The organism is Pseudomonas sp. 10S5 (assembly GCF_035019745.1).
Taxonomy (GTDB): Bacteria; Pseudomonadota; Gammaproteobacteria; order Pseudomonadales; family Pseudomonadaceae; genus Aquipseudomonas.
Genome location: NZ_JASJVL010000028.1, coordinates 1 through 21,608, shown reverse-complemented (window position 1 = coordinate 21,608; position 21,608 = coordinate 1). Strand labels below are relative to the sequence as shown.

Annotated in this window: 19 protein-coding genes and 1 pseudogene; 7 read left to right on the top strand and 13 right to left on the bottom strand. The window is 55.4% G+C overall.

Going from position 1 to position 21,608, the window contains the following annotated elements:
• Positions 1-236: 236 nt before the first annotated feature.
• Positions 237-2,690: a glycogen/starch/alpha-glucan phosphorylase gene (locus tag QN378_RS22095; protein WP_322206373.1), complete on the bottom strand. Its 2,454-nt coding sequence runs from the start codon at positions 2,688-2,690 to the stop codon at positions 237-239.
• Positions 2,691-2,927: 237 nt separating this feature from the next.
• Here QN378_RS22095 and pip point away from each other — a divergent pair, with 237 nt between their 5' ends.
• The 4 genes from pip (at position 2,928) to mdoH (ending at position 9,057) form a co-directional block, all read left to right on the top strand.
• A complete protein-coding gene (pip, locus tag QN378_RS22090) occupies positions 2,928-3,899 on the top strand; it encodes a prolyl aminopeptidase (RefSeq protein ID WP_322206374.1) in 972 nt (323 codons plus the stop codon).
• Positions 3,900-3,908: 9 nt separating this feature from the next.
• Entirely contained in the window at positions 3,909-4,346 is a 438-nt protein-coding gene (dtd, locus tag QN378_RS22085; RefSeq protein ID WP_322206375.1) for a D-aminoacyl-tRNA deacylase, read from the top strand.
• A 264-nt stretch (positions 4,347-4,610) separates the two neighbouring features.
• Positions 4,611-6,488 (top strand): glucan biosynthesis protein, encoded by a 1,878-nt coding sequence (locus tag QN378_RS22080; RefSeq protein ID WP_323550653.1) that lies wholly within the window; start codon positions 4,611-4,613, stop codon positions 6,486-6,488.
• Positions 6,481-9,057, top strand: a complete 2,577-nt coding sequence (mdoH, locus tag QN378_RS22075; RefSeq protein WP_323550654.1) for a glucans biosynthesis glucosyltransferase MdoH — start codon at positions 6,481-6,483, stop codon at positions 9,055-9,057. Before QN378_RS22080 ends, mdoH begins: the two co-directional genes overlap by 8 nt.
• A 140-nt stretch (positions 9,058-9,197) precedes the next feature.
• On the opposite strand, the gene QN378_RS22070 is transcribed toward mdoH, so the two are convergent.
• From QN378_RS22070 to ubiE, 12 genes and pseudogenes are all read right to left on the bottom strand, one after another.
• Positions 9,198-11,138 (bottom strand): methyl-accepting chemotaxis protein, encoded by a 1,941-nt coding sequence (locus tag QN378_RS22070; protein ID WP_323550655.1) that lies wholly within the window; start codon positions 11,136-11,138, stop codon positions 9,198-9,200.
• A 173-nt stretch (positions 11,139-11,311) separates the two neighbouring features.
• Positions 11,312-12,025, bottom strand: a complete 714-nt coding sequence (locus QN378_RS23700) for a methyl-accepting chemotaxis protein (protein WP_407074125.1) — start codon at positions 12,023-12,025, stop codon at positions 11,312-11,314.
• Between the two features lie 144 nt (positions 12,026-12,169).
• Positions 12,170-13,228 (bottom strand): annotated as a pseudogene (locus QN378_RS23695) (methyl-accepting chemotaxis protein); the annotation flags it as partial.
• A gap of 95 nt (positions 13,229-13,323) precedes the next feature.
• The gene (locus tag QN378_RS22060) at positions 13,324-14,031 is read right to left on the bottom strand and encodes a 16S rRNA (uracil(1498)-N(3))-methyltransferase (protein ID WP_322206380.1); all 708 of its coding nucleotides are present in this window, start codon (positions 14,029-14,031) and stop codon (positions 13,324-13,326) included.
• A complete protein-coding gene (gene tatC / locus QN378_RS22055; protein WP_322206382.1) occupies positions 14,028-14,825 on the bottom strand; it encodes a twin-arginine translocase subunit TatC in 798 nt (265 codons plus the stop codon). Before tatC ends, QN378_RS22060 begins: the two co-directional genes overlap by 4 nt.
• On the bottom strand, positions 14,822-15,328 hold the full coding sequence (tatB, locus tag QN378_RS22050; protein ID WP_322206383.1) for a Sec-independent protein translocase protein TatB: 507 nt from the start codon (positions 15,326-15,328) through the stop codon (positions 14,822-14,824). Before tatB ends, tatC begins: the two co-directional genes overlap by 4 nt.
• Positions 15,329-15,338: 10 nt before the next feature.
• A complete protein-coding gene (locus QN378_RS22045) occupies positions 15,339-15,617 on the bottom strand; it encodes a twin-arginine translocase TatA/TatE family subunit (protein ID WP_323550658.1) in 279 nt (92 codons plus the stop codon).
• A gap of 29 nt (positions 15,618-15,646) precedes the next feature.
• On the bottom strand, positions 15,647-15,979 hold the full coding sequence (locus QN378_RS22040; protein WP_322206385.1) for a phosphoribosyl-ATP diphosphatase: 333 nt from the start codon (positions 15,977-15,979) through the stop codon (positions 15,647-15,649).
• Positions 15,972-16,373, bottom strand: coding sequence for a phosphoribosyl-AMP cyclohydrolase (gene hisI / locus QN378_RS22035; RefSeq protein ID WP_322206386.1), 402 nt, complete (start codon positions 16,371-16,373; stop codon positions 15,972-15,974). The genes QN378_RS22040 and hisI overlap by 8 nt, the downstream gene beginning before the upstream one ends.
• A gap of 60 nt (positions 16,374-16,433) precedes the next feature.
• Positions 16,434-18,065: a ubiquinone biosynthesis regulatory protein kinase UbiB gene (ubiB, locus tag QN378_RS22030; RefSeq protein ID WP_322206387.1), complete on the bottom strand. Its 1,632-nt coding sequence runs from the start codon at positions 18,063-18,065 to the stop codon at positions 16,434-16,436.
• Positions 18,062-18,685, bottom strand: a complete 624-nt coding sequence (locus QN378_RS22025; RefSeq protein ID WP_322206388.1) for a ubiquinone biosynthesis accessory factor UbiJ — start codon at positions 18,683-18,685, stop codon at positions 18,062-18,064. Before QN378_RS22025 ends, ubiB begins: the two co-directional genes overlap by 4 nt.
• Complete coding sequence (gene ubiE, locus QN378_RS22020) at positions 18,685-19,455, bottom strand: bifunctional demethylmenaquinone methyltransferase/2-methoxy-6-polyprenyl-1,4-benzoquinol methylase UbiE (RefSeq protein WP_322167222.1); 771 nt, start codon at positions 19,453-19,455, stop codon at positions 18,685-18,687. The genes QN378_RS22025 and ubiE overlap by 1 nt, the downstream gene beginning before the upstream one ends.
• Positions 19,456-19,610: 155 nt before the next feature.
• On the opposite strand from ubiE, the gene QN378_RS22015 reads away from it, so the two are divergent.
• The 3 genes from QN378_RS22015 to QN378_RS22005 all read left to right on the top strand — a co-directional run bounded on the left by QN378_RS22015 (position 19,611) and on the right by QN378_RS22005 (position 21,311).
• Complete coding sequence (locus tag QN378_RS22015; protein ID WP_322206389.1) at positions 19,611-19,886, top strand: polyhydroxyalkanoic acid system family protein; 276 nt, start codon at positions 19,611-19,613, stop codon at positions 19,884-19,886.
• Positions 19,887-20,101: 215 nt separating this feature from the next.
• The gene (locus QN378_RS22010; RefSeq protein WP_322206390.1) at positions 20,102-20,527 is read left to right on the top strand and encodes a phasin family protein; all 426 of its coding nucleotides are present in this window, start codon (positions 20,102-20,104) and stop codon (positions 20,525-20,527) included.
• A gap of 10 nt (positions 20,528-20,537) precedes the next feature.
• A complete protein-coding gene (locus QN378_RS22005) occupies positions 20,538-21,311 on the top strand; it encodes a phasin family protein (protein WP_322206391.1) in 774 nt (257 codons plus the stop codon).
• Positions 21,312-21,608 lie beyond the last annotated feature (297 nt).

Below are 21,608 nucleotides of genomic sequence, written 5' to 3'. Positions count from 1 at the left end.
CCGCGCAGTTTAACGCGAGTGGGCACGTAATACTCCAGTCAGACTGGGATCTGACTCAGAGAGTTCATGTGTGGGGTGAGAGTAGCCTCAAAACGGAGATCAACAGGTGCGCCCGGTCAAGATTTTGCAGGCCGCGAGGGGATTCGTTTTAGATTGTGAAACGGTTTGACCGAATACTGGGGGGGGGGCGGATAAATTCGCTCCCCTCCAGTAATTCTGCCTATCTCTGCAGCTTTCTATTCCTCCAATGCCCTCCAAATATCATTGGAATATTCACGAATGGTTCGGTCCGATGAGAACCAGCCCATGCGTGCGGTGTTGAGCACGGCGGAGCGCCACCAGCTTTTGGGGTCGTGCCACATCGCTTCTACTTTGGCTTGTGCCTGCCAATACGATTCGAAATCCGCACAGACCAGAAAACGGTCATACGCCAGCAATTGATCGATCAAGCCAACGTAGCGATTCGGATCATCCGGCGAAAATACACCGCCCCGAATCGCTTGTAACACGTCATTGAGTCTGGGCGACGCGGCAACGTCCGCATCGGCGCTGTAGTCGCCGATACGTTTGCGCGCTTCGACTTGTTGTGAGGTCAGGCCGAATATGAACATATGATCGAGGCCGATCAGCTCGCTCATTTCCACGTTGGCGCCATCCAATGTGCCGATGGTCAGTGCGCCATTGAGGCCGAACTTCATGTTGCTGGTGCCCGACGCTTCCAGGCCCGCCGTGGAGATCTGCTCCGACAGGTCTGCAGCGGGAATAATGCTTTCGGCCAAACTGACGTTGTAGTTCGGCATGAACACGACTTTGAGCATGCCGCGCACCGTTGGGTCGTTATTCACGGTTCGGGCAATGTCATTGGTCAACTTGATGATCAATTTAGCCGTGTGGTAACTGGCCGCTGCTTTGCCGGCGAATATCTTGACCCGAGGCACCCAGTTTGTCCCCGGCTCCGCACGCATCGCTTGATACAGCGCAACGGTATGAAACAGGTTAAGCAGCTGCCGTTTGTATTCGTGAATACGTTTGACCTGTACGTCGAACATCGCTTCGGGATCGACCACAATTCCCAGGCGCTCTTGAATAATATTCGCCAGCGCTTTTTTGCTCTTCAGGCGCTGCTCCATGAACTGTTTGCGAAACGTGGCCTTTTCGGCAAACGGCTCAAGTTCGATCAAGCGTGTTTCAGCGTTATCGAGCATATCAACGCCCAATGCCTCAACCAGCATCCCCGTGAGCAACGGGTTTGCCTGATGCAGCCAGCGGCGGAAGGTAATGCCGTTGGTTTTGTTGTTGATCCGATCCGGGTAGAGCTTGTGCAATTGTGCAAACACAGTTTTGCGCATCAACTGGGTGTGCAGGGCCGAAACACCGTTGATGCTGTGTGAGCCGATGAATGCCAGGTTGCCCATCCGAACACGGCGGCCGTTGTCTTCTTCAATCAACGACACGGCACGCAGCACCTCGAAATCGTGAATGCCTTTGGCGCGCAACTGATCAATGTGCAGGGCATTTATCAGGTAAATGATCTGCATGTGTCGAGGCAGCATCCGCTCCATCAAGCCCACAGACCAAGTTTCCAAAGCCTCGGGAAGCAAGGTGTGGTTGGTATAGGCCAGCGTTTCGACAGTGATTTTCCAGGCGGCATCCCAAGGGATGCCGTGGGTGTCCATCAGCAGGCGCATTAACTCAGCGACGGCAATTGAGGGGTGAGTGTCGTTCATCTGAATCGCGGCGTGGTCGGCCAGGCTGTATAGCGTTTCATGCATGTTCAGGTGCCGGCGCAGCAGATCCTGGAGCGACGCTGAGACGAAGAAATACTCTTGGCGCAGGCGTAGTTCTTGGCCCGCCTCGGTGCTGTCGTTGGGGTAAAGCACCCGAGAAATGCTTTCGGCTCGAACCACTTCCGCTACGGCACCAAAGTGGTCGCCTGCGTTGAAGCGCTCTAGATGCAGGTCTTCCACTGCCCGTGCCCGCCACAAACGCAACGTATTAACGCTTGATCCGCGCCAGCCGACGACAGGGGTGTCATACGCTACGGCTCGAACTGTTTCACCCGCACGCCAGACTTGTCGTTGCTCACCGTCTTCATTAGTGACTGTTTCGACGCTGCCGCTGAAGCCGACCGGGTAGATCACTTCCGCACGTTCGAATTCCCAAGGGTTGCCGAAATCCAGCCAGTTCTCGGTTTGTTCTTGCTGCCAGCCGTCGACCACGGCTTGACGGAACAAACCGTGCTCATAGCGAATTCCGTAACCGTGGGCGGCAACACCAAGTGTGGACATGCTTTCCATAAAGCATGCGGCCAAGCGGCCAAGACCACCATTACCCAGCGCAGCGTCGGGTTCCAGCAGGCGAATACGTTCCAGGTCCACACCCAGCTCGGCAATGGCCTCGCGGGCGATTTCCAATAACCCCAGGTTGCTCAAGCTGTCGTAGAGCAAGCGGCCGATTAAAAATTCGAGGGAAAGGTAGTAGACCCGTTTCTGGCCTTTGCGGTAAATCTGCCGCGTATGGTCCATCCAGTGCTCAACCATGTGGTCGCGCGCAGCCAGGGCGACGGCTTCAAACCAGTCATGTTCAAACGCATGATCTGGGTCTTTGCCCACCGCATAAGTGAGTTTTTCGAGTACAGCGGCGCGAAATGCAGCTACCTCGGTGTCACGAACAAGCGGTTCCTCTGACATCTATGCGACCTCTAACGAGCAGACGAATTAGGATTGGGGATGTTTTACTCTAGTCCCTTCGACAGGGGTACGGGTGTCTGGTTCGCGAGTAATTGCGATTGTCCAAATGCTTGCATTGATCGTTCCATCCGACTTTTCAATCTTCAAAGCCCCTGTTTCTCTAAGGGCATGATCATTCCGCGATTCGGGTTTATGATGCCGAACGGTAGATAAACAAAAGCCCCCTTTGGAGCACCTATGCAGACTTTGTACCCGCAGATCAAACCCTACGCCCGGCATGATCTGGCTGTGGAAAAGCCTCATGTGTTGTACGTCGATGAAAGTGGGTCGCCCGAGGGTTTGCCGGTCGTATTCATCCACGGCGGCCCTGGCTCGGGTTGTGATGCTCAAAGTCGTCGGTTTTTTGATCCGAACATGTACCGCATCATCACCTTCGACCAACGCGGCTGCGGCCGTTCAACTCCCCACGCCAGCCTTGAAAACAACACCACTTGGCATTTGGTACAAGACTTGGAGCGAATCCGTGAGCACCTAGGTATCGAAAAGTGGGTGTTGTTCGGAGGGTCTTGGGGCTCGACGTTAGCATTGGCTTACGCTCAAACCCATCCTGAGCGCGTGCATGCATTGATTTTGCGCGGGATCTTTTTAGCCCGTGCGCAGGAAATCGAATGGTTTTATCAGAAAGGCGCAAGCCGACTGTTCCCGGACTATTGGCAGGATTATCTGGCGCCCATTCCACTGGACGAGCGGGGTGATTTGCTCGCGGCGTTTCACAAACGCTTGACCGGCACTGATCAGATTGCGCAGATGCACGCGGCCAAGGCCTGGTCAATTTGGGAAGGGCGCTGCGCTACGATGCGGCCTAATCCGGCGGTGCTTGATCGGTTTTCCGAGCCGCAACGCGCGTTGTCCATTGCCCGTATCGAATGCCATTACTTCTCTAACAATACCTTCCTGGAAGAGAATCAGCTGATTCGCGACATGCCTAAAATTGCGCATTTACCGGGCGTCATCGTCCATGGCCGTTATGACGTGATTTGTCCGCTGGATAATGCGTGGGAATTGCATCAAGCCTGGCCAAACAGTGAATTGCAGGTGATTCGTGACGCCGGGCATGCTGCATCGGAACCGTGCATCACCGATGCGTTAGTGCGCGCAGCGAACCAGATTGGCCGGCGCCTGCTCGATTTACCGCCAGAAGAGGCTTAAGCATCAGTAATGAAAGGTCTTTTACAGCGAGTGCGTAATGCTCGAGTCGAAGTGGCAGGCGAAATTGTGGGCGCTATTGATCAGGGATTATTGGTATTGATCGGTGTAGAGCCTCAAGACACTCAATCGAGTGCCGACACGCTACTGCGCAAGTTGATGAACTACCGAGTGTTCAGCGATGCCGACGGCAAAATGAACCTGTCACTGGTTGATATCGGCGGCGGTCTGTTGCTGGTCTCGCAGTTCACGTTGGCCGCAGAGACTAAAAGCGGCTTGCGTCCGAGTTTTTCAAAAGCGGCGCCGCCGCAGTTGGCAGCTGAGCTGTTCAGCTATCTAGTAGCGCAGGCTAAAGTCATGCATGGCTCGGTCGAAACGGGCCAATTCGGTGCAAATATGCAGGTGCACCTAGTCAATGATGGCCCTGTGACATTTTTGCTTGAGAGTTAAACGGGGGTTTACCGTGAAGCGTCCGGATTAATTAGATGGAAAAGCGAGAAATAGTTCATCGGACCTGATGCGTTGTAGCGCGGGCTACTAGATAATCGCGCGCTACGGGGATCAACGTTCGTTGGCCCAATGATATAGCCAGAGGCTAGTCCGTCGCCGTGTAGGGAATCATTACGCCCTTTCGGAGTCGGAACAATGCTCGCCAATTCGCCATGTGATAGCAGGCTGTTGGTTTTTTGATCTGTTTTTCGGCGAGGGTTGCTCGTGATTGTTAGTCCCTGTATTGCTCCAATGACATTTGCTAAACGTTCGCGCAGTGCTCTGCTGGCTGGCTCGGCACTGATCTGTTTGCTCAGTTCAAGTTCGCTTTGGGCGTTCGATCTGGAAGATGTCGCGGCTAAGGCTAAAGACCTTGCCGGACAAAAATTTGAAGCACCCAAGAGCAATCTGCCCAACGAATTCCGCGACATGAAGTTCGCCGATTATCAGAAAATTCGTTTCATTGAAGCCAAGGGCCTGTGGGCTGGGGAGAAGACGCCATTCAAAGTGTCCTTCTACCATCAAGGTATGCACTTCGATACACCGGTCAAAATTAACGAAGTTACTGCTTCTGATGTTCAGGAAATCAAGTACGACCCGAGTCATTTTGATTTCGGTGACTTGAAATTTGACCCTAAGGCTACCGAGAAACTCGGTTACGCCGGCTTTCGTGTGCTGTACCCGATTAACAAAGACGACAAGAACGACGAAATCATGACGATGCTGGGCGCGAGTTACTTCCGCGTGATCGGCAAGGGTCAGGTTTATGGTCTGTCTGCACGCGGCATGGCCATCGACACTGCCATGCCATCAGGTGAGGAGTTCCCGCGGTTCACCGAATTCTGGATTGAGCGTCCAAACCCGGATGACAATCACCTTGTCATCTACGCACTGCTGGATTCGCCACGTGCTACAGGTGCTTATCAACTGACCCTGCGTCCAGGTACCAATACGTTGGTTGATGTTAAGAGCCGTATGTTCTTGCGTGAAAAGGTTGGCAAACTGGGTGTAGCCCCGCTGACCAGCATGTTCCTGTTCGGTGCCAATCAACCGTCCAAAGTACTCAATTACCGTCGTGAACTGCATGACTCCAGCGGTTTGTCGATTCAGGCCGCCAATGGCGAGTGGATCTGGCGTCCGCTGAACAATCCCAAACACCTTGCTGTCAGCAACTTCTCAGTCGAGAACCCGCGCGGCTTCGGTCTGCTTCAACGTGGCCGTAACTTTAGCCACTACGAAGACCTTGATGATCGTTACGACAAGCGCCCAAGTGCCTGGATCGAGCCGAAAGGTGACTGGGGCAAAGGCACAGTGGATCTGGTAGAAATTCCTACCGCAGACGAAACCAACGACAACATCGTTGCGTTCTGGAAGCCGGCTGTCGTCGCCGACCCGGGCCAACCGATGGACTTCAACTATCGCATTCACTGGACCATGGATGAGAACTCGATCCATTCGCCGGACTTGGGCTGGGTTAAACAAACCCTGCGCTCTACGGGCGACGTCAAGCAATCAAACCTTGTTCGTCAGCCTGACGGCAGCGTCGCGTTCCTGGTCGACTTCGAAGGTCCAGTGCTCACCAAGTTAGGTGAAGATCCGGCAATTCGTAGCCAAGTGACCACGGACGACAACACCGATCTGGTGGAAAACAATCTCCGGTATAACCCGGTGACTAAAGGCTGGCGCTTGACGTTGCGACTCAAGGCCAAAGACACCAACAAGTCGATCGATATGAAGGCCTACCTACTGCGCGAAGTGCCTGCCGAGCCGGGTAAAGAGCCTGCCCTCATCGCTGAAAAAGCAGATAAAAAAGTCCAAAAGAAGGCCGATATCAAGCCTGTTCCTACTGCGAAAGAAGAGAAAGGCGACACAGCCAAAACTGACGCAGCCAAGCCTGCCGATTCGACTAAACTCGCTGATGCAAAGGCCGACCCTACCAAGGCTGGTACTGCAAAATCCGACGTAGTGAAAGCTGATGCGGCGAAAGATATGAAACAAGCCCCGCAGCCTGCTACAGAAGCTTTACCAACTAATCCGGAGCCAGCCAAGAGCATACAAGTCTTGACTGAGACTTGGAGCTACCAGTTGCCCGCCGATGAGTAAGTCCCAAACCGTGCCAGTGTCTCTAACCGAGTATCTGGCGCATTTGCCCATGAAAGATGCGCAGCGGGCGGAACTCGCTGACTGCGCGTCTTTCGCCGAACTGCATGAGCGTCTTTCCATGCAGCCGGTTGCAGATGTTGCCAATGCCGCCCAGGCATCTGTTGGTCGCCGCCTGACATTGACCACCGCTGACGAACTGGAAGAGGCAGAAATGCTTGTTCTCGATGCCAGCGGGAGGGTTTGCCTCAAGGCGACCCCCCCGATTCGTCGAACCAAAGTGGTTCCCGAGCCGTGGCGCACCAACATTCTGGTGCGTGCCTGGCGGCGGATGACCGGGCGCACCAATATTCCGGACCCTCCACAACGCGAGTTGCCTCAGGCCCGCTGGCGGTTCGTAGGCTCGCTTCGCCGCTACATTTTGCTGGTGCTGATGCTGGGTCAAACTATCGTCGCCAGCTTCTACATGAAAGGGATCATGCCTTACCAAGGCTGGTCGTTCGTGTCGTGGGAAGAAGTCTCGGGTCAGTCATTGACCCAAACGGTGTGGCAAGTGCTGCCTTACGCCTTGCAAACGAGTATTTTGTTGCTGTTTGGAATTTTGTTCTGCTGGGTATCGGCGGGTTTCTGGACGGCGCTGATGGGCTTTCTGGAACTGCTGACCGGGCATGATAAATACCGTATCTCGGGCGCTAGCGCAGGTGACGAGCCGATTGAAAAAAGTGCCCGAACGGCCCTTGTGATGCCGATTTGCAACGAAGACGTCGCTCGTGTTTTCGCCGGTCTGCGCGCTACGTTCGAGTCGGTCGCTGCCACTGGCGATCTGAATCGTTTTGACTTCTTCGTGCTTAGTGACACTAACGACACGGATATCGCGGTGGCCGAGCAACAGTCCTGGCTTGACGTGTGTCGCGAAACCAATGGCTTCGGCAAGATTTTTTACCGCCGTCGCCGCCGTCGTGTGAAACGTAAAAGCGGCAACCTCGACGACTTCTGCCGTCGTTGGGGCGGCGAATATCGCTACATGGTCGTACTGGATGCCGACAGCGTCATGAGCGGTGAATGCCTGACCAGTCTGGTGCGTTTGATGGAAGCCACGCCAGACGCCGGCATCATCCAGACCGCGCCACGGGCGTCGGGCATGGACACGCTTTATGCGCGCATGCAGCAATTCGCTACGCGGGTCTACGGTCCGCTGTTTACGGCTGGTTTGCATTTCTGGCAGCTGGGTGAGTCCCACTATTGGGGTCACAACGCCATCATCCGCATGAAACCGTTTATCGAGCACTGTGCCTTGGCACCATTGCCTGGTAAAGGCGCGTTTGCCGGTGCGATTTTGTCCCACGACTTCGTCGAAGCTGCACTGATGCGTCGTGCCGGATGGGGAGTATGGATTGCCTACGATTTGCCTGGCAGCTATGAAGAATTGCCGCCTAACCTGTTGGATGAACTCAAGCGCGACCGTCGTTGGTGCCACGGCAACCTGATGAACTTCCGGTTGTTTCTGGTCAAAGGCATGCACCCGGTTCACCGTGCCGTATTTTTGACCGGCGTGATGTCGTACTTGTCGGCGCCGCTTTGGTTCTTCTTTTTGGTGCTCTCAACCGCGTTGCTGGCAGTCAATACGTTGATGGAACCGCAGTATTTCATGGCGCCCCGGCAACTCTATCCGCTATGGCCACAATGGCACCCGGACAAGGCAGTTGCGCTGTTTTCGACCACTATCGTGCTGTTGTTCTTGCCTAAGCTGCTGAGCATTATCTTGATCTGGGCTAAGGGCTCGGTGGGTTTCGGCGGTCGCATTAAAGTTACGCTGTCGATGCTCATGGAAATGTTCTTCTCGGTGCTGTTGGCACCGGTGCGGATGTTGTTCCATACCCGTTTTGTAATGGCCGCGTTTCTGGGCTGGGCGGCAACATGGGACTCGCCGCAACGTGATGATGGTTCTACTTCGTGGCTCGAAGCGACCAAACGCCACGGTCCACAGACATTGCTGGGTGCTTGCTGGGCTGTGTTGGTGGCGTCGCTCAACCCAAGCTTCCTCTGGTGGTTGGCACCTATCGTCGGGTCACTTATGTTGTCGATTCCGGTCTCGGTGATTTCCAGCCGAGTAACTCTTGGCCTCAAGGCGCGGGACGAAAAGCTTTTTCTTATTCCTGAAGAATATGCGCCACCCCAAGAGCTCATCGCGACTGATAAGTACAACCATGAAAACCGTTGGCATGCATTGAAACAGGGCTTCATTCGGGCCGTAGTCGATCCGCAGCAGAACGCTTTGGCGTGTGCCTTGGCCACGTCGCGGCATTTGCAGTCGGAGCCGGTTGAATGGACGCGCATTGAACGTGTTCGTCAGGCAATGAAGGTCGGTCCAGATAACCTTACTAACCAGGAGCGTTTGATGCTGCTGAGCGATCCGGTTGCGCTGGCGCGTCTGCATGAGCAAGTCTGGAGCGAAGGTCATACCGAATGGCTGGCGGCATGGCGCGAGTCAATCGCTGCCGATCCACATGCGCCGTTGTTGCCCCTGCAACCTGTTGCTCACTCCCTTGAGCCGCTTCTGGTTAACGCCTGATAACGCCCAAGCAGGAAATAAAAACGCCGTTGAGTTCATCTTCAACGGCGTTTTTTTATGTATTTTCCCTATAGGAGCCAGCGTGTTGGCGAGAGTCCGACGCGGTTCGTCTGAGTGACCGCCTTGCTAAGCATGGGCTCCTACACCCGAAAACGGCTCAACAGTCCCTGCAGATGATTACCCAATCGTGCCAGTTCGATACTGGAGACGGCGGTCTCCTCGCTGGCCGCCGCAGTTTGTTCAGAGATGTCGCGCACGTTCAAAACACTGCGGGTGATTTCCTCGGCCACGGCGGTTTGTTGCTCTCCGGCAGTCGCTATCTGCTGGTTCATGCTTTGAATCGTCGACACCGTGCGAGTGATTTGCTCCAGGGCACGGCCGGCTTGACGGCTCAACTCCACGCTGTTGTCGGTCAGGACGCGGCTGTTGTCGAGGGAGGACGCAACTTGTTGCGTGCCGTTCTGCAAGGCGGCAATCAATTCTTCAATTTCTTCTGTGGACTGCTGGGTGCGTTGCGCCAGGCTGCGCACTTCGTCAGCCACCACCGCGAATCCGCGCCCGGCTTCTCCCGCCCGCGCGGCCTCGATAGCCGCATTCAACGCCAATAGATTGGTTTGTTGCGATACCGATTTAATCACATCCAGTACGCTTCCAATTTTGTCGCTTTCGGTCTTGAGCTGAGCCATCGCGTGGGTTGAATGACCCACTTCGGTAGCCAGCAGTTCAATTTGGCTAATCGCTTCGGCCACCACTTTATCCCCCTCACGCGCTTGTTGATCGGCCTGGGTGGCCGCGTGGGAAGCCTCTTCAGCGTTGCGCGCGACCTCCATGACCGTGGCAGTCATCTGGTTCATCGCAGTGGCGACCTGATCGGTTTCGTCCTTCTGAGTGGTCACGCCGACGTTAGTCTGCTCCGTTACCGCAGACAGTTGCTCAGCCGCACTGGCGATTTGGGTCACGCCGTCGCCTATTCCGCCGATCAACTCACGCAGGCTTAAGATCATTTGTTGCATGCTGGTTTGCAATTGGCCCATTTCATCACTGCGTTCAATGATCACGTCGTGGCTGAGGTCACCATTAGCGATACGGCCCGCCGCTATCAGGGTTTGCTGTAAGGGCACAATGATCTGTTGAGTCATCAACCAAGCGGCGCAAAGACCAAGCACCAACGCCAGGCTGGCGACACTGACGAGCATGGTCCGCGCCCGGGCAGCTTCGGTGTCACGTTGGCTCACTTGCCTGCTGCTCAGCTCGGCGCTGGCGGCGAGCAGCTTGTCGCCCAAGGCTTCCATCGTTTCCTGCGCGGCCTCGGTTTTGACCTGCATCTCTTTGAAGTCGCCGAGTCGGGCGCGATAATCCTGCAGCGTTTGACTAGCCAGCTGCAGCCCGCCAACAGTCGAGTCCGCTTGGTCTTCGGCTATCTGGCTGACCTCTTTGATTGCTTCATCGATGGCAGTAAGTGCCGCCAACTCATAGCTCTCCTGGCCGCTGAAGGTATAGGCCTGCACCTGATAGCGGGCCATTTGGATTTTCTGGCGTAATTGCGAAATATTAGTGAACTCTTCCAGTCGGTCGCTACTGTCCTGCTCTTGACTGACTGCTTTTAAGACGTCGGTTTCTACCCGCGCCACGGTTTGCATGGCGTGCTCGGATTGTTTTTCGAGCAGGGCTCGGGTGCTTTCGCGCTCTTGAATAGTCTGGCCCAGATGCTCGAATGTGCTTTCGAACGTGCGCACGTTTGCGCTCTGATCGGACAGCAATGTCAGGCTTTCGGGATCGTCGATAGCCTTGCGCAACGCATCGAGTTGCGCTTCGAGTTCATTAAGACGCTTAACGACTGCGGTGGCGGATTGCGGCGTGTTTTCTAGGCGAAAGGCAGTTCGTTCGATGCGTAAGTCTTTGGTGGCACTGCTCAATTGCCCAATCGCAGACAGCGATTCCGAGCGTTCGACCATGGTATCCAGACCGTGCCAACCGGTCAGAGTAATTATCAGTGTCAACAGTAAAACCAGGCCAAAGCCCATTGCGAGTTTGAGTTTGACGCCGGTATTGCCAAGCATTTGGGACAAGGATCGGAACATGAGAAATTCATCCTGTGATGACGACGAGAAGTCGGCGAAACAGTGTTTCGCCTTGTTCAGCGCATCGGCAGGAGGTGGAGTCGCGCGACCTGAATCGGTTGTAGGAAAAATCTGAACATTCAGAAGCAGGCCCAAGGAGCCCGTGTTTACCGGCGCCTCGGCAGCGGTATGTTCTAGACCTTGAACTTACCGACCAGTGATTGCAGCTGATTACCCAAGCGTGCCAGTTCGACGCTGGAGGCTGCGGTTTCCTTACTGGCGGCGGACGTTTGATCAGACACGTCGCGCACGTTGAGCACGCTGCGGTTAATTTCTTCGGCCGTGGCGCTCTGCTGTTCGGCGGCTGCGGCAATTTGCAGGTTCATGGACTGGATCGCCGAAACCGTGCGCGTGATGTTTCCCAGCGAGCTGCCGGCGCGACGGGTCAACTCCACGCTACTGACGGTTAGTTCGCGGCTCTTGTCCATAATTGTTGCTACTTGCCGAGTACCGGTCTGCAAGCTGATGATCAGTTCCTCGATTTCTTCGGTGGACTTCTGCGTGCGCTGGGCGAGACTGCGTACTTCATCGGCCACCACTGCGAAGCCTCGTCCCGCTTCGCCCGCGCGTGCGGCCTCAATGGCAGCGTTGAGCGCTAGCAGATTGGTTTGCTGCGCAACGGCTTTGATTACGTCGAGTACGCTGCCGATCTTGTCACTTTCGCGTTTGAGTTCGCCCATCGCCTCGGTTGAGTTGCCGACTTCGCCAGCCAAAAGTTCGATCTGGGCGATGGCTTCGTTGACCACTCGGTCACCTTCGCGGGCTTGTTGATCAGCGGCTACAGCGGCTTCGGACGCTTCTTCAGCGTTACGCGCGACTTCTTGAACCGTGGCGGTCATTTCGTGCATCGCGGTGGCCACTTGATCGGTTTCAAGCTTTTGACTATCGACACCCGCGTTGGTTTTTTTGGTCACGGTCGACAGCTGCTCGGCAGCGTTGGCGATCTTGGTCACGCCCTCGCTGATGCCACCTACTAATGCCCTTAGACCCAGCGTCATCTGCTGAATGGAGCTTTGTAACTGGCCTAGTTCATCGCGACGTTCGACTTGCAAATCATGGCTCAAGTCACCTGAAGCAACTCGCTCCACGACTTTGAGTGTCTGTAGCAGCGGTACCACGATTTGGCGAGTAATGGCCCAAGCCGAGATCACCCCAAACAGGAGCGCGAGTAACGTGGCGAGGCTAAGCGTGGACCGCGCTTGAGCACTGTCGGCGTCGCGTCGGGCATTTTGCGAGGCGGCCAGCTGAGTGCTGAACGCTTGCAGGCGTTTTCCCTGGACGGCCATTTTGTCCAACGCTTGGTTGCTCAGCATTTGGGCATCACGGTATTGGCCTACCGCATCACGGTACGCTTTGAGCGCATCGCTGGCGTCTTTAAGTCTGCTCAGGTACTCAGACGGTATCGAGCCCGGTAGGCTATTAAGACCCACTAATGCCTCATCGATTGCTGCAGTGGCGCTCTTCTCGAATTCCGGTTTGCCGCTGTAGGTGTAGCCCAGCACCTGAAAGCGCGCTTGCTGTATTAGCTTGCTCAAGTACACCACATTGTTGAACTCAAGGATGCTATCGCCCTGCAGCAGCGACTCTTCAATGCCGGAAACGGTCTTCACCGCTTGGTCAGCAGTAATACCAAGATGAGTGCGGCTGGCTTCGCGCGTCTGAATGGCATGGGTCATTTCACTGAAGGCCCGTCGATACAGGCTGTTTGCATCGGCCTGTTCGTCGAGTGTTTCTTGATCAGTTGGCGTTTCTATCAATACGCGCGCGTGGGAAATTTCTTGCTCAATTTGATCAAGCGCATCGGTAACTTCCTTCGCGGATTCCGTGCTGAACAACCTCTCATAGTTCAACCGTGCAATGCGCAAGTTAGTGGTCAAGTCAGTGAGTCGAATGATCGACGCCAGCTTGTCGCCCCGATCAATCAGCGTCGACACGCTAAACCAGCCAGTCAGGGTGATCAGTATCGTTAGCACTAACACCGTGCCGAAGCCGATAGCCAGTTTCAGGCTAACGCTTACGTTTCCCAGGTTTCGTACTAGCCAACGGTACATGACATTTCCTCGACGTTTAGTTGTTATAGATGTGGTTGTCTATCGGCGGAAGATTCGGGAACTGTAGTGTTGAATTATCGTCGGTCCGGTCAGGTTTAAAACAGGCGGGCGAGGAGCGCGGTAACAGCGGTCTCGACGCGCAAGATACGTTCGCCTAGTTGCACGGGTTGAAGTCCTGCTTTGCCTAGTAGATCAACTTCGTAAGGGATCCAACCACCCTCTGGGCCAATGGCAAGCGTCACCGGTTGAGTGATGCCGCGTGGGCATGCTGGGTAGTCGCCGGGGTGACCGACCAGTCCCAGCGTTCCTTCAACCCATTGCGGTAAACGGTCTTCAACAAACGGTTTGAAGCGTTTTTCGATGATGATCTCGGGCAGCACGCTGTCGCGGGCTTGCTCCAAACCGAGGATCAGTTGTTCACGGATGGCTTCGGGTTTGAGGAAGGGGGTTTGCCAAAAGCTTTTTTCTACCCGATAGCTGTTGAGCAAAATCACCCGTGGCACGCCCATCGTGGCGACGGTCTGGAACACGCGGCGCAGCATTTTCGGTCTTGGCAGGGCCAGCAGCAGGGTCAGTGACAATTTGGCTGGTGGCGTGCGATCAAGGCTGATTTGCAGCTCCGCTTCGTGATTTTCCAGTCGCAGCACTTCAGCTGACCCTAACAAACCGCCGATTCGCCCTACGCGCAGCGTGTCACCCACCACTGCGCGATGCACCTCTTGCATGTGCTTGAGCCGACGGTCGCGCAACACGACCCGATCAGCCGAAATAAAGTCGGCGTCTTCGAGTAACAGCACGTTCACGGCTGGGGTGCTGGCGGCTGGTCTTGCTTGTCTTCGTCGGGCTGGTCATCTGGGTGATCGCCGCGTTTGACGATCAAACCGCTGCACAGCAGGCCTATTTCGAACAGCAGCCACATCGGCACGGCAAGCAAGGTCTGCGAGAAGATGTCCGGCGGGGTCAAAATCATGCCGACGACAAAGCAGCCAATGACCACGTATGGACGCATTTTTTTCAGGTATTTGACGTCGACAATACCGATCCACACCAGCAGCACTACGGCCACTGGAATCTCGAACGCAACGCCGAACGCGAGGAACAGCGTCATGACAAAGTCTAGATAACTGGCAATGTCGGTCATCATCGAGACGCCTTCTGGCGTCACGCTGGCGAAGAAGTGGAAAATCAGCGGGAATACCAGGAAGTACGCGAACGCCATGCCTGAATAGAACAGGATGATGCTCGACACCAGCAATGGCACGGCGACGCGCTTTTCATGTTTGTACAGTCCTGGCGCAATGAAGCCCCAGATCTGGTGCAGGATCACCGGCATCGCCAAGAACAGCGAGCACATCATGGTCAGCTTGAATGGGGTCAGGAACGGCGAGGCCACATCGGTGGCAATCATCGTCGCCCCTTCAGGCAAGTAAACCCGCAGCGGTGCGGAAACTAACGTGTAGATCTTCTGGGTGAAGGTGAACAACCCGCCGAAGATCAAGAAAATCGCCAAGACGCAACGCAGCAGGCGCGTCCGCAATTCAGTGAGATGTGAGATCAGCGGCATCTGCTGATCGTTTTCCGGGATTTCTGCGCTCATGGGGCTCGCGGTGGCAAAGTTGGATCGTTGGCGGAAGGTTCGCTTGGAACCGGGCTCACGTGTACAGCCGGGGTTGGCGTCGCTGTCGTCACTGGCGTGTCATGCTCAGGAACGATTTTGGCGGCATCGGGCGTGCCTAACGGTGCGGCAGTCAAGGGTGCGGCTGCTAACGAGGCGGTCGGCGGGGCAATAGTGTGCGCCTCAACCGTAGGACTGATCGTCGCGACCGGTTCGGCCTGTATTTGCTGCGGAGATTGCAGCGGCGCGAATATTTTCTTAGCCTCTTCTTCCAACGACATAATGTGCTCGTTGTGTAGCTGGCGACGAATCTCATCGGCCCCGATTTCGCGCTCAACTTCCTGCTTGATCGCGTTGAAGCTGCGTTTCAGCCGCCCCACCCACAGGCCCGCCGTACGCGCCGCACCGGGCAGGCGCTCTGGCCCTAGAACCAACAAGGCGACGAGACCGACAAGCAGCAGTTCAGAGAAGCTGATACCAAACATTCAACACGACCTAGTCTTTACGGATGGGCTCTTCGACTTTGTGCGCTTGCACGTCGATGGTGTGAGGCTCATGCAATGTGGATGCTTGAGGCGCTGCTTGAGGCGGCTGCATTGGTTGCACTGGTGGCTGCGGCTCTGCGGGCTTGGATTCTTCATCATTCATGGCTTTGCGAAAGCCCTTGATCGTCTCGCCGACGTCCGAGCCCAGGTTTTTGAGCTTTTTGGTGCCGAATACCAGCACGACGACCACCAAAATAATGATCCAGTGTTTCCAGTCAAAAATGCCCATGAAACATTCCTCTTGATAGTGATGCGTGTTTAATCGGCTGAGCGTGCGGCTTTTTCCGCGTGTCCGGACAATCCAAAACGGCGATCCAGCTCATCCAACACTGCCTGGGGGTGCTGGCCTAAGGCGGCGAGCATAACCATGCTGTGAAACCACAGGTCTGCGGTTTCGTAAATGACATCGCTGCAATCACCGCTTACGGCGGCATCTTTAGCTGCGATTATGGTTTCGACCGATTCTTCACCGACCTTTTCCAGAATCTTGTTCAAGCCCTTGTGATACAAGCTGGCGACATAAGAGCTGTCAGCTGCTGCGCCTTTGCGTGATTCAAGTACCTCGGCCAGGCGGGCCAGAGTGTCATTCATGTGTGTGTCCTGCCTGATAGATGGCGTGAGGGTCTTTTATAACCGGGTCGACGACTTTCCAGCCGGCGTCTTCATAGACGCGGTAAAAACAGCTTTCACGCCCCGTGTGACAGGCGATGTCACCAACCTGTTCAACCATTAGAATCAACACGTCAGCGTCGCAATCAAGACGCAGTTCATGAAGTATCTGTACATGTCCCGATTCTTCACCTTTGCGCCAGAGTTTGCCACGGGAACGCGACCAGTAAATGGCTCGATTCTCGGCGATGGTCAAACTGAGGGCTTCGCGGTTCATCCAGGCCATCATCAGCACGCGGCCGGTTTTGTAATGTTGGGCGATTGCAGGCACCAGGTCGTCGCGGTCCCACTTTATGTCGTCTAGCCAGTCTTTCATTGTCGACTCCGGCAGCCCGGCGCATTGGCCCGGCGGGTTGGATAGTGTGCCAGTTGCGGGCTATCGACGCACGACCAGATACAAGCCGGCGACCAGCATCGTCCACGCGGGCCAGGCGGCCAATGCTAGCATTGCGCTGCCGCCGGTCGTCAGGGTCGAGGCCAACACCGCGCCGCCTGCCAACAACACCGCGCCGAGCAGCCTTAGCGCCCAGCCATCCCCGCTCCGTGTAGGTCGCTCGCGCCAAGGCGCAGGCGGGTCGAAAGCGTGGGGCTGAGACATACGCTCGAGCAGGTCACGGGTCATGCCCGCCAAGTGCGGTATCTGCTCGACCTGCGATTGAAGGTTATGCAGTAAGGTTTTTGGGCTGACGCGTTCACGCATCCAACGCTCCAGAAACGGTTGTGCGGTTTTCCATAGATCCAGTTCCGGGTACAGCTGTCGGCCTAAGCCTTCAATGTTGAGCAGAGTTTTTTGCAGTAGCACCAGTTGCGGCTGGACTTCCATATTGAAACGACGTGCGGTCTGGAACAAGCGCATAAGAACCTGGCCGAACGAAATATCCTTCAGCGGTTTCTCGAAAATCGGCTCGCACACAGTTCGAATCGCGGCTTCGAATTCATTGAGTTTAGTCTCCGCCGGCACCCATCCAGAGTCGATGTGCAATTGCGCCACGCGCCGATAGTCGCGTTTGAAGAACGCAAACAAATTGCGCGCCAAGTAGTCCTGATCCTCGGGGGTCAAGCTGCCGACGATGCCACAGTCAATAGCAATGTATTGTGGGCTCCATGGATTTACGGTGCTGACGAAAATGTTGCCGGGATGCATGTCAGCGTGAAAGAAGCTGTCGCGAAACACCTGAGTGAAGAAAATTTCAACCCCGCGCTCGGCCAGTAATTTCATGTCGGTGCGTTGATCGGCCAAGGTAGCCAGATCGGTGACTTGAACTCCGTAGATCCGCTCCATCACCAGCACTTTCGGGCGGCACCAGTCCCAATAAACTTGTGGCACGTATAGCAGCGCCGAGCCTTCGAAGTTGCGCTTGAGCTGGCTCGAGTTGGCTGCTTCGCGTAACAGGTCGAGTTCGTCGTAGATGGTTTTTTCGTAGTCGCTGACCACGTCTACCGGATGCAGTAAGCGCGCGTCGGCCGAAAGCCGCTCGGCAATTCGCGCCAAAATGAACAGCCACGCCAGGTCTTGGCTGATGATCGGTTTCAGGCCGGGTCGCACAACCTTGACCACCACCTCTTCACCGGTTTTAAGTCGCGCAGCGTGAACTTGCGCCACCGACGCTGAGGCTAGCGGTGCGACGTCGAAGCGACTGAACACGGCGCTGATTTTAGCGCCTAGCTGTTGCTCGATCAGGTCAACTGCTTGCTGAGAGTCGAAAGGTGGCACCCGGTCCTGTAGACGCATCAACTCGTCGGCAATGTCTTCTGGAAGCAGATCGCGGCGGGTAGAGAGCAATTGACCGAACTTGATGAAGATCGGCCCGAGGTCTTGTAAGGCCAAACGCAAGCGCGCGCCTCGGCTCAGCTTCAGGGTTCTGCGCGGGAACCAACGCCACGGCATGACGTAGCGCAAGGCAAGCATCCACCATGGCAGCGGTAGCGCGAAGAGTAAGTCATCAAGACGGTAGCGGATAACCACGCGTTGGATACGAAACAAACGGCGGACGGCGAGCAGCTTCATGCGTTATCGCTGGGTTTGAGGAGGAGGGCAAGGCGCTCGAAACGCGCCTCGAGACGTTCAAGGTCTTGCTTGGTTTGGTCTAATTCGGCAAAGCGCGCTTGGGCTTCGCGGTGACCGACTAATGTGCGTGACTCTTCATTAAGGTAGTCGGCAAGGTTGTGCGTCAGGTTTGTCACGCTGTCGCGGGTCCAGCGAGCACTATTACGCAGGTGGCCGTTGAGTAGCGGGCTGGCAATAGGACCGAGCCAGCGCGAGAGTTCGTACTCCCAATCCAGTTCAAGGTCTTGCAACACGCCGACCAACTCCAGCAGCACCGCGCTGTCGCCGTCCAACTCAACGTCGGGTCCATGCAGCACGGCGGTTTTATCCTGGGTCATCGCCAAGCGCAGCAGCGTCGATGCTGGTGCCCGAAGGGTGCAGTCGGCTGCGGCTTCCCAATGGGTTGCCAGCATCAAACCTTCGTTGCTGGGCAAAATGAACAGCGACAACGAGGGACTACGGCAATCGACCGCAATCACTTTGCCCGTCAGACGTGCCAGACGTGGCAAGGCGGTGCTATCCATCCGTAGCACACGGTTGATGCCGTGTTCGACGCTAGCGAGCAAGCCCCTGAGTATCATCAGGGCTTGATGCCACGATGCAGGGCAACAATGCCTGCGGTCATGTTGTGATACGTCACACGATCAAAGCCGGCTTCTACCATCATCGATTTAAGGGTTTCCTGATTCGGATGCATGCGAATCGACTCTGCCAGATAGCGGTAACTTTCCGAGTCGTTGGTAATCAACTTGCCCATCAACGGCATGAAAGCAAACGAGTACGCGTCGTAGGCTTTGGACATCAGCTTGTTAGTCGGTTTGGAAAATTCCAGGACTAAAAGGCGACCACCGGGTTTGAGCACCCGAAGCATCGAGCGCAGCGCGTCTTCTTTATGGGTCACGTTTCGCAAGCCGAACGCGATGGTCACGCAGTCAAAATGATTGTCGGGGAACGGCAGTTTTTCCGCGTCTGCCTGGACGAACTTGACGTTGCCGGCCACGCCCAGATCAAGCAACCGGTCGCGACCGACCTTAAGCATCGAGGCATTGATGTCGGCCAACACGACTTCGCCTGTCGGCCCGACCAAGTGTGAGAATTTTTTCGTCAGATCGCCGGTGCCACCCGCGATATCCAGCACTCGATTCCCAGTCCTGACGCCAGACAACTCGATGGCAAAACGCTTCCATAACCGGTGCATGCCACCGGACAGTAGGTCGTTCATCAGGTCGTATTTGGCCGCTACGGAGTGAAAAACCTCGGCAACCTTCTCCGCTTTCTGGCTTTCCGGCACGTTTTTGAAGCCGAAGTGAGTGGTGGGTTCGGCATCGCTGCCTTTGCGCTGATCATTCATGTCGCTGTCACCGGAAGAGAATGCCAGCCATTCTAATCCCGGAGGCTGGCTTTGTCTTGGCAAGGCTTAATGTAAGTATAGTGACGCGCCGGGACCGATTGACGCATCCGACGTTAATTAAGTGCTGGCCGAACCTATGGATACAGGAGTCTTCGATGGCCCGAATTAGCGTTGAGCGTGCCCACGACCTGGGTCGTGAGGCAGCAAAACAGAAAGCCGAAATACTGGTTAAGAAGCTGGCCGAAAAATACTCGGTAGAGCCAAAGTGGTCAGGCGATACCGTCAAACTTGCGGGTTCGGGCGTCAGCGGCACGGTAAGTGTGTTTGATGAATGGATTAAAGTTGAGGTTGAAGTCGGCTTCTTGATGTCCGCGTTCAGCGGCACGATCAAGAGTGAAATCGAAAAAGCGTTAGATAAAGTGTTGGTGTGAGCCACACCGCGTCGCCCGCTTCCCGAATAAATTCGGTCCCACAGAGTGAACTGACCCCCTGTATGAGCTAAATCATTCGCGAAGAGGCTGGCAACGGCAGTGAATATCTTTTTGCTTCAACCTAGGGTGAGCATTCTAATTTTTCTGATTACTTTGGCCTTCATGCCCGCTAAAAATTCGGGCAGTTCCTCCAACCCTTGAGCGTGAGGTGCACCATGGCCAAAGTAACCTTGAAAAAGAAAGTCGAAGCCGAACAGGCGACCGGCCTTTCCGAAGTAAAACTGTATGCCCGCAAAATTTGGCTGGCTGGCTTGGGCGCCTACTCCAAGGCTGGTTTTGAGGGCGCGGAATACGTCAAAGATCTGATCAAAACCGGTGAAGGGGTCGAGCGCGAAGGCAAGAAAGTGGTTAATGAACAGATCGAAGCGGCCAACAGTGAGATTGATACCGTAAAAAGTGAAGTGAAAGGTTTGAAGGGCGAACTCGAAGTTCAATTCGAGAAAGTCGAGCATGCTTTTGACAGTCGTGTCTCGCGGGCCTTGAATCGCTTCGGAATTGCGTCTAAACATGATGTTCAGAGGCTGTCTGCTAAGCTCGACGGGCTGACGGCATTGCTTGAACGCGTTGCGCGTAAACAATAAGGAGAGCGGGATGGCTGGCAAAAAGAAAATCGAAAAAGAAGGCAGCTCGTGGATTGGCGAGGTTGAGAAATACTCACGCCAAATCTGGCTAGCTGGTTTAGGCGCTTACTCCAAGATCAGCAATGACGGAAGTAAGCTTTTCGAAACGCTTGTGAAGGACGGCGAGAAGGCTGAAAAGCAAACCAAGAACGGCGTCGACAAGCAAGTTGACGCTGCCAAGGCAACCGCTAAAACGGCAAAATCCCGTGTCGGCGATGTCAAAGACCTGGCGATGGGCAAGTGGAGCGAGCTTGAAGGTGCGTTCGACAAGCGCCTCAATAGCGCGATTTCTCGCCTGGGTGTACCGAGCCGTAACGAAGTCAAAGCGCTGCACAGCAAGGTCGATTTGTTGACCCGGCAGATTGAGAAGTTGACGGGTGCGGCGGTGGCCCCCGCGTCGAGAGCGGCTGCGACAAAACCGGTTGTTACTAAGGCAGCGGCAAAACCTGCGGCCAAGCCAGTGGCCAAAGCACCGGCCAAAATTGCAGCGGCCAAGCCCGCCACTAAACCTGTTCCGGCTAAGCCTGTAGCTGCCAAAGCTGCAGCTAAACCGGCTGCTAAAGCAGTAACGGCCAAGGCAGCAGCAAAACCGGCAGCCGCAAAAAAGCCTCCAACGCCAAAAGCGGCAACGCCCAAGCCTGCGGCTAAACCGGCTACAACCTCAGCCCCGAGCGCTTCAACCGCCCCGGCAGCAAATCCTGCGCCAGCCACGACCCCCGCGTCGCCGCCAGCCAGCCAGTCCTGATTTTTACGGGCTGCCCAAGCCCGGCCGTGTGGCCGGGCTTTTTATTGTTTTTTGCAGTATGTCTGTAGGAAAGATCTATCTGGTAATCAGAGACGTCCTACAAGTATCCAGGCCATTCCCGATATCCGTTAATAATTTCTCTCCGCACACTTTGGTTATCTTTCCGATGAGAAGAGATTGCCAATGTCCCAGGTCACCGCCCCAACCTTCACCCTAAGCGTCAAAGGTCTCGAAGATCCTCGCTTGCAGGTATTGGCGTTTGAGGGCGCAGAAGCCGTCAGCACGCCCTACGCCATC